Origin of the sequence: Virgibacillus sp. M23 (assembly GCF_034190895.1) — a bacterium.
GTDB lineage: Bacteria > Bacillota > Bacilli > Bacillales > Amphibacillaceae > Virgibacillus > Virgibacillus salarius.
On the sequence record NZ_JAWDHA010000052.1, the window covers coordinates 21,422 to 30,742 of the forward strand.

The window sequence follows — 9,321 nt, forward strand, 5'->3', positions numbered from 1 at the left end:
TAAATCTAAAATATTAAAAATAATTGTCGATACTATATAAAAGCTTACCAATAAATTTATTTATAATTCAATATATTGAATCTGAAAATCTAGTTTATTTTATAGTATAGGTCATAAAACCTATTTAATTTGTCCGGGTTGTTATCTGAAAGCACTTTTTGAATTACTTTTATAATTCAAACTGATACATAAATAATAATTAATAGTAATTTGAAAACAAAAGAATTTTTGATTTTCAGTACAATAATATAAATTCTTTCTTAAAAGGATACTTCTATTAATACCTCCAAAAATGATATTAATTATGCTATTATTATTATTTAGAAGTAATTATTGTCGAATATTGCCAAATAATATGAAATAGTAATATCATCCTGTTTTGGGAGTTTTGATAGTACTATGGTTGGTGTTTGTGGAATTATAATTATTAAATTCAATGTTGTGGAGGTAATTAGCTTAAAATGAAACTACTTAATTACATTTGGGATTATTCAAATAAAAAAGAAGTCTTAATATATGAAATCTCTTATCGACAAGAGTATATTAAATTATATACTAAAATTGACTATGGAAATGACGAGCGTGAAAAGATAAAAGAAGAATTTGTGTTAGTGAAGAACAGAAATTCTAATGAAAAACATTTTTTTGAAGTAAAGGAAAAAAAATACTTTAATGGTTATGAAACTTTCGTTTTTCTTTTACCATTAAGAATTTTTGAAGGTAGTTATAATGAAGTCTGGGATCTATATTTGCTTTCTGATTCTATTACAAGTAAAGAATATATTAGAATAAAAGATATTGCAACCGAATCATTAGAAGTACCATATTATCCAGTAAATAAGAATGTCAGCCTACAACTTTTTAATACAATTAAAGGGAATCTGTCGATAAGATCGACTTATAATAACGCTTTTGCAGAAGTACATGAATTAACAAGTGTAGATAATAATCAGTTGTTAATTTCTGGTAAAGTTTTTGATAGTGATATAGGAACTGAGAGGTTTTTAGTTTTTGAAGATCAAGAAACTGAGCGCGATTATAAATTTAAGTTAGATATCTTAGAGAGTTCAAACTATGTTGAATTCAAACAGAATATTGTGTTTGATGATATTAAATCTATGGGGAATAGCGAGTTTAAGTTATATATACAAGTGGGAACAAAAAAAATTCCACTGTCAATAAATGATAAAGTGAATTTAAAAGATTTATTTATGATAAATAATTCTTCTTTATTCGAACTCCTATTCAAAAAGTCGAATAAATCAAAACATTTATCGGTAATTTTTGTAAATCAAAAAATGCAAGTTGAAATAACAAACATATTAATTAATACAGATAATGTTTGTTTAAAAGGATATATAAACAGTAGATATGATATAAAAATAAACGGGTTGCATAGGATAAAGATAAAAAAGAGAGATTCAAATGAAATTATTGAAGATTCTATTGAAGTATACAATAATAAATTTGAATATAAATTGGAAGTAAAAAATTTAATACATAGTAATAGATTAATTAATGGAGTTTGGGATATTTATTTAATTTCCGGTGAAGAATGGATACGTTTTGTTACTAGATTAAATGGAATTGAAGATAAACGTTCGATAGTCAATATGCCACAGATAATATCACCTAATTTACAAAATGAAAATAAAGTGGTTAAAGTTTATTATACATTATATGAAGAAGTGTCAATATTAGTCAGAAATCATATTGTTAATAAAAAACTTCAGAGAATACTTTTTAATAAGAATGAACTAATAATAGACGGTTTACTAAATATACAGACCCCAAATGATGAAATTCCTGAGCTTATCGAGGGGAATATAAGGTTTAAGCTTCCTTATGGTCATAAAATGAAATTACCGGTTAAAGTAAAATTAATTAAGACAGGTAGAACATTATTAGAATACAAGTATATAATATCGGCAGCAATAAACAACAGTCAGAAAGAAAATATATATCAAAATATTAATTTTGATTTATGTGAGTGTGAAATTAAATTTGGCCAAAGCAATAGCGTATTCTATTTGAATTTACTTCCATCGAAAATAGAAAGTACTTTAGAGGGTTTATTTGTTAAGAATAGTGAACTAAGAAGATTAAGTAATTCTATTAAATTAAAATTCTATTACTTCATGAATAAAGTAGTACCCATTAATTCAAAATATGTTATTTTTCAAAGTACAACTGGTATGAATTACTCATGTAATCCTAGAGGTCTATATGAAGAAATGCTTAAACAAAGTATTGATTTCAAACCCGTATGGGTCGTGAATAAAACAAACCAAAAAATACAAGGAAACCCCAAAATAGTGAAACCAAACACATTAAGATATTACTATTATCTAGCAATTGGAAAGTATTTCGTTAATAACGGAAATTTTCCAGACTTCTACAAAAAAAGAAAAAATACTGTTCATATTCAAACATGGCACGGCACACCTTTAAAAAAGTTGGGCTTCGATATAGACCCAAGTTCACCTTCATACAAAGAAAATACTTCTGAAAATTTAATTAGAAGAAATAAAAGGTGGGATTATTTGGTGTCCCCAAATAAATATACAGGCAATATATTACAAAGAGCATACTTATTTAAAAATCAAATATTAAATGTTGGATATCCGAGAAATGATATCTTGTATCAAGATAAAGATTTTAAGAGTGATCAGGTGAATAAAATTAGAAGTTATTTAAATATACCAGCTAATAAGAAAATAATACTTTATGCTCCAACATGGAGGGATAATGACTTTCATAATGGTTTGTTCAATGAACCATATGAATTTAAATTTAATTTAAATGACTTTGTTGAACGCTTTGGAAATGAATATGTTCTATTAGTTCGTTTACACCCTAGAGATTCAATAAGATGTCAAATTAGGGAATATGAAAATATTATATATAATGTTTCTAACTATGATGATATTAAATTATTATATTTAATTTCTGACCTATTAATAACTGATTATTCTTCAGTTATGTTTGATTTTGCTAATACAAAAAAACCAATTATCTTTTTTGCATATGATATAAAACAATATTCCTCAGCTCTTAGAGGTTTCTATTTTAACTTACACAGAGATGCACCTGGCCCTATTGTGACTAATGGAAAAGATTTATTAGATACAATAGAGATTTCAAGATCATTACCTGAGCTTTACTTTGATAAATATGAAGAGTTTTATAATAAATTTTGTTCTTGGGAAGATGGTTGTGCATCACAAAGAATTATTAATCAGGTATTTTATAGCTTGAAATCTTAGGAGGGTTTATTTTGAAGATATATTTTTTAATTTTAAATGTGTATGGAATGGGTGGGACAGTAAGAACTGTTTTAAATACCGCAAATTATTTAGCTAATAAGAACTATAGTATTGAAATTATAAGTCTATTTAGAAGGCAAAATACACCCTTTTTTCATGTGGATCCCAGAGTGAAAATAACAATACTCCACGATGTATACGCTCGTGACAGAAATCGTCAAGACATACGCACAAAAATTGCTAACTTTTTATTGTCAAGAAAAAGTAAACTTATTCATAAAGATGAAGAATCTATAAAGCAGTTCTCATTATTAACGGATATTAAATTATTTTTATATTTGAGGTCGATTAAAGAAGGAGTTTTAGTATCAACAAGACCCTGTTTTAACTTATTTATATCGAAGTTTGGTAGAAAGAAGATAAAATTAGTTGGACAAGAACATATTAACTTCGAAGGGCACCCAGAAGGTTTAAAAAAATCTATTAAAAAATATTATCCAAAATTAGATTATCTTATAACCCTTACGGATAAAGATAATGAACATTATCAAAAGATATTTAATAGAAATAGTAATCTACAAATTTTAAAAATAACTAATTCAGTTTCTGCTAATCAAGAAGTATATAAATCTTCATTAAAAGAGAAAACCGTTATAGCAGCGGGAAGACTTGATTACATTAAAGGCTATGATTTATTAATTGAAGCTTTTTCATATGTTGTTAAAAAAAATCCCGATTGGAAGTTGAAAATTTATGGTACTGGTAAAGAAAAGAATGAATTAATGAAGCTTATACAAGATAGACATTTATATAATCATGTGTTTTTAATGGGGCCGACTAAGAATTTGAACAAAGAATTATTAAACTCTTCTATTTTTGCAGTTAGTTCACGAATTGAAGGATTTGGTTTGGTTATCGTAGAGTCAATGCAAAGTGGTGTTCCTGTTGTTAGTTTTGACTGTCCGCATGGTCCCTCAGAAATAATTACAAATGAGGTTGATGGGATTCTTGTAGATAATGAAAATGTCTTAGGATTGGCAAACTCAATTAATCTATTAGTAGAAGATAATGAATTAAGAGGAAAAATGGGATTGCATGCTATAGAGAGTGTAAAGAGGTTTTCTATTGAATCTATAGGAGCACAATGGGATGAGTTTTTTAAAAGTATTTTTATTAATATAAATGAACAAAACCATAAAATCGATAGTAAAACATTATCGTCTAACAGTAGTAATTAAAGAAAAATTTTATGTGAAATGGATGAATTTAAACCTACAAAAGTGAAATCTATTTTAAATTTCACTTAAGTACCATATTAATTTAATTCTGTTAATTATAAAAGTTTAATTTAGTAGTATCCAAATTTTGAAAGGGTGATTGAGATGAAGAAAATTATTAATTTGTTATTATTATTATTCCTATTATACCCTTATAGTGTAGTAGCTGATGAAGCAGTAGAAAATAATGATCTTGAAAAAAATGAGGGGGACACATCAGTAAATCAAGTTAATGATGAAGGTGAATCTATTAACCCTAAATTAGAGCAAGAGGAATCTGAAGTTAAATTAGAGATGGATAAAGAACATAGTTCTACAACTCAAAAAGCTAAAGATTCTATTAGTGATGATAATACTGATGTGGAGAATAATGATAGCATTAATGTTCCTAAAGAAAATAATGTTATTAGTGAACTCGAAAACAAGAGTATTAGTGATACTAATAATTTTGATACTAAAATAACAAATACTAAAAATATAAGCCTACTTGGCAAGATAATTAAGTCTAATACCAAAATCTATAATAATCCTGAAAAGGGAACTGAAGATTATTTTAAAGCTGGCGATACTTATACGAACACAGTCTTTTATATAAAAAAACAAATGAATATTGATAAAGATGTATATTATTTAATTAGTAATCAACCAAGTAGTACTCATGGAGTAATTGGGTGGGTAAGGAAAGATCAACTTTCCACTTATACTCATACAAGCGTCGATTCTAAAAAAAAGGTGTTTTACTTAAATGGGAGAGGGGTTGCATATAATAAACCTTGGGGGGGAAGTAAGGATGTAGTATATAATTCTTCTCAACTAGATAAACTAAATGGTTACAAATTCGAAGTTAATTTAACAAATAATGTAGGTAATAATACTTGGTATAAGGGGTTACTAAATGGAAAAACAGTATGGATTCATTCGAATCATCTAACAAGATCTAGTGAAATAAGTAGATTAGGGAAATTTAAAGATGTGGATGCAAAAGTTTATTCTGCCCCGGGTAATGAACTAGATTATAACTATGCTGGGAATGAACTTATAAATAAGGTGTATTACATAAAAGAATCTATTAATTTGAACGGTCAGCTATATTATTTAATTAGTAACCAACCCAGCAACTCTACAGGAACTATAGGATGGGTTAGAAAAAATGATTTGCTCTCTTATACTCATGAAGGATTAGACAGCAAAGAAAAAACTTTATATTTAAAGGGAAAAGGCATAGCCTATAATAGGCCGTGGGGTGGAAAAGAAAACATAGTTTATAATATAAACGATTTAAAAAAGAGACAAGGAATGATATTTCAAGTTAACTTGACTCAAAAAGTAGGTAATAACCTATGGTATCGAGGGATACTAGAAGGGAAAACAGTATGGATTCATTCGGATCATGTAAAATCGCCTCAATCTACAAGTAAATTAGGGAAGATTAAGAGTAATAAAGAGAAAATTTATTCTTCACCAGGTAACGAGTTAACAGCTAGTTCTGCAGGGTCAGAAAATATAAATAAAGTTTTTTATATTAAACAGCAAATTAATTTAAATGGCATTCTATATTATAATATAAGTAATTATCCAAGTAGCCATAAAGGAACAATTGGTTGGGTAAAAGAGGATAGTATGCTTTCGTACACCCATGTAAATGTAGATAACATTTCTAAAATATTCTACTTAAGCGGAAAAGGTGTTGCTTATAACAAACCATGGGGAGGCAGTCAGAATGTAATCTATGATTCTGAAGCTCTTAAAAATATGCAAGGCTATGGACTAATTGTTAACTTGACTAATAAAGTAGGAGATAATATATGGTATAGAGCCAATCTAAAAGGTAATAGTATATGGATTCATTCAAGCCATTTAATGAATATAACTGGTAGTGCAACAAGTAGGTTAGGGAAAATTAAAAGTGAAACCGCTAAGATCTATAAGGGGTTAGGTGATGAAACAACAACAATCAATGCTGGAAGTACGTACACCAACAAGGTTTTTTATATAAAAAGAAAAAGCCAAATAGACAACAAAATCTACTATTTGTTAAGTAATAAACCTAGTAGTACAGAAGGAACCATTGGTTGGGTAAAAAAAGAAGATGTTAATTCATATACTCATGAAGGAATTGATAATAATTCAAAGAATTTATATTTAAAAGGAACAGGTCTAGCCTATGATCGTCCATGGGGTGGAAAAGAAAACATTATTTATAATAATACTGAAATTAATGCTATGGAAGGCTATAGTATTCAGGTTAATTTGACTCAAAAGGTTGGCAACAATATATGGTATCGGGGAATAGTTAATGGAAAAACAGTATGGATTCACTCAAGTCATGTAACTGGTACCACTGGAACCAGCACAAGTAAATTAGGGAAATTAAAGAGCGATTCTTCTAAGATTTATAAGAGGCTTGGTGACGAGTCATCAGCTATTAATTCAGGAGAGAAGTATTTAAATAGTGTATATTACATTAAACGTCAAAGTGAAATAAATGGTGAAATTTATTACTTAATTAGTAATTTACCAAGTAGTACTAGTGGAACCATTGGATGGGTCAAACAGGATGAATTAACGTCATACAGTCACCAAAGCGTAGATAGTAATAAGAAAAAATTAACTTTAAAGGGTAAAGGAATAGCTTACAATAAACCATGGGGTGGAAGTAAAAATATAGTATTTGATTTAAAAGATATGATTAATTTGAAAGGCGAAATACTAGAAGTAACTTTAACAAATAAGGTGGGAGGTCAACTTTGGTATAAAGGGCAATTACAAGGGGAGACGGTTTGGGTACATGAATCTCATTTAGAAAAAAATACTGCAAACTATTCTTATTATGATTTAACACTAAGCGAAGCTGTCTCTATACAAATGAAGGCTACCCCAAAAACAGATAAATATGTGCATTATGTACATGGTGATTATATACAATACAATAATAAAGGTAATTACTATTATGTTACCGCAAGTACTTTAAATGTAAGAGGTGGTCCGGGTACTAATTATTCAATAGTTGATACTTTAAATTATGGGGAGAAAGTTTCTATAAGAAAAAAAGTTGGAGACTGGTATAGATTATATTGGGTTAACGCTAAGGAGGAAGATGTTAGATATTATTTAGATCCGAATAACTTTATTAATGATGATGTTCAAAAATTTCAATTCTTAGACCTATCAAGGTCCAGTGATATATCTGCTTCTGTACTAAATGATTTCTTATCGGGAAAAGGAACACTAGCCGGACAAGGGCAGGCATTTATTGATGCAAGCATAATAAATAGTATTAATGATGTCTATCTAGTATCTCATGCTATTTTAGAAACGGGTAATGGTACCTCTACTCTTGCCAGTGGTGTTAAGTATAATGGGAAAACGGTCTATAATATGTATGGAATCGGGGCATATGACAGTTGCCCGGTTGATTGTGGGGCTAAAAAGGCTTATGAAGAAGGGTGGACTACTCCATATAAGGCCATTGTAGGAGGCGCTAAATTTATTGGACGAGATTATATTTCCTCCGGACAAAATACTTTATATAAAATGAGATGGAATCCTCTTGCTATGGATAATACAGGATCAGCAACACATCAATATGCTACGGATATTGGTTGGGCTTCAAAGCAAATTACAACTATGTATAATTTATATCAACAAATTGGTTCTTATTCTTTACATTTAGATATACCATCCTATAGATAGTGTTTAAGGTAATAAATGAAACACCTTTAGCCGACGAGCGAGTCGGTACCGACCCCAGAAGTTAGAGTGAAAGATCTAATTTCTGGGGGTGTTTTTGTGGCTAAATATAGTGAAGAATTTAAAGTGAAGGTTGTCACTGAGTATATATAGACGGAAACCTTTCATTTCGTTCCTTAGAGAAAAAAATATCATATGGGAGCTCTGCACCAATTGTCAACAATGGTTTAGAATTCCCTTCAACGGAATCAAATTCCCTATTATCGGAAATTTTGTCTGGCTTGTTGCCAGCCTTTTTCTTTTCCATCAGATGATAAGAGTCAGCTTTAATATTAAAGATAGTGAAATGATGGATTAGACGATTGTGACCGTCAAGTAAAATGACACAATTTCTGCTTATTAATTTGAAACACTTTGCTGCCCAAATATGGTTTTTCGATGCTTCATTCGCCAACTGTCTTCATTTAAATGAATAATTTCCACTCGATGCAATATACGATCTAGAATCGCGGTTGTAATTGCCTGATCTCCTAATAATTCACCCCATTCTTTAGGACCTTTATTGGACGTTAATATAATCGATGTTTGATTGTACAGATCATTGATCAAATGAAAAAACATATTGGCTTCCTGTTTGTCCATTGCCATAAACATTAAATCGTCAATGATAACTAGATCTGCTTCTCGTATTCTCTTCATTCTCGTTTTCGATTTCCTTGTGATTTCTTCAGTCTTTAATACATGAATGAGATCACCCATCGTAGTAAAAATCACTTTATATCCTTGGTTGAGAGCCTCCATGCCCAGCCCAATCGATAGGTGGGTTTTGCCGGATGATATTGAGATAGTCGTATGCGGAATCTACCTCTTCAAACCCTTTCGCAACCGTATCCATAAATGAATCGATGCCTTTTGTCCGATCGCGCGAATGGCTTCTATCCTTCACTAATTGGCCTTTTCTTTCAGGAATAGTGTGTTTTGCAATCAATTCTCCTGTATCGGTAATATAGATGAATAGTTGTTTGTCTTCCGTTTCCTTGATACCGACGGTATCATATTTATGGAATGTTCCTAGTGGAAGAGAATAC

The 9,321-nt window shown here is 29.6% G+C and carries 3 protein-coding genes and 2 pseudogenes; 3 read left to right on the top strand and 2 right to left on the bottom strand.

Annotated elements, in window-relative coordinates:
- The first annotated feature begins 461 nt into the window (after positions 1 to 461).
- The 3 genes from RVS70_RS16710 to RVS70_RS16720 all read left to right on the top strand — a co-directional run bounded on the left by RVS70_RS16710 (position 462) and on the right by RVS70_RS16720 (position 8,236).
- Positions 462 to 3,266 carry a CDP-glycerol glycerophosphotransferase family protein gene (locus RVS70_RS16710; RefSeq protein ID WP_205389080.1) on the top strand — a complete coding sequence of 935 codons (2,805 nt, stop codon included), beginning with the start codon at positions 462 to 464 and terminating at the stop codon, positions 3,264 to 3,266.
- Between the two features lie 11 nt (positions 3,267 to 3,277).
- A complete protein-coding gene (locus RVS70_RS16715) occupies positions 3,278 to 4,504 on the top strand; it encodes a glycosyltransferase family 4 protein (protein ID WP_121603909.1) in 1,227 nt (408 codons plus the stop codon).
- Positions 4,505 to 4,648: 144 nt separating this feature from the next.
- The gene (locus tag RVS70_RS16720; protein WP_321134118.1) at positions 4,649 to 8,236 is read left to right on the top strand and encodes an N-acetylglucosaminidase; all 3,588 of its coding nucleotides are present in this window, start codon (positions 4,649 to 4,651) and stop codon (positions 8,234 to 8,236) included.
- Between the two features lie 396 nt (positions 8,237 to 8,632).
- Here RVS70_RS16720 and RVS70_RS16725 read toward each other — a convergent pair.
- Together RVS70_RS16725 and RVS70_RS16730 are read right to left on the bottom strand one after the other, a co-directional pair.
- Positions 8,633 to 9,064 (bottom strand): annotated as a pseudogene (locus RVS70_RS16725) (ATP-binding protein); the annotation flags it as partial.
- A pseudogene (locus RVS70_RS16730) lies at positions 9,009 to 9,321 on the bottom strand (hypothetical protein); the annotation flags it as partial. The pseudogenes RVS70_RS16725 and RVS70_RS16730, both read right to left, overlap by 56 nt.